1 protein-coding gene is annotated in these 373 nt (G+C 48.5%); it reads right to left on the bottom strand.

Going from position 1 to position 373, the window contains the following annotated elements:
* On the bottom strand, positions 1-278 hold a 278-nt coding region (locus WH96_RS20910), incomplete at its 3' end, for a hypothetical protein (RefSeq protein ID WP_047766192.1).
* Between the last annotated feature and the right edge of the window lie 95 nt (positions 279-373).

Here is a 373-nt window from a genome sequence, read left to right as displayed (position 1 = left end):
GGACCATTACCCGCCTGAGAGGAATAGGACAGGGCCAGACGCGGTTCATTACCTGCAATTCCGGGCGGGACAGAGATCCGCAGGGAATAGGTTGCTGCTCCACTGTCATCAACTGCAAACTCTCCCTCAAGAGAACCTGCTACCGTTGTTGTATTACTCGTCTGGGCGTAAGCATACCCAACAAAAGAGGCACTGAGACTTCCAGCCAAGCATATTCCCGTCAGGCTTAACTTCCTCAGACGTGGTCCAGCAACACGCAGACGCGATACCAACAACATTTATGATGATCCCCCCAGATCAAACCTGAAAACTTTCAAAAACCATGAATGAAAAAACGAAGTTTTTCAAAATCGAGAACTCGACAACAGGAAAT

The sequence above is a fragment of the Kiloniella spongiae genome, assembly GCF_001026905.1.
GTDB classification, from domain to species: domain Bacteria; phylum Pseudomonadota; class Alphaproteobacteria; order Kiloniellales; family Kiloniellaceae; genus Kiloniella; species Kiloniella spongiae.
The sequence above is the reverse complement of the archived record's forward strand: the minus strand, read 5'-3'. Positions and strand labels throughout refer to the sequence as shown.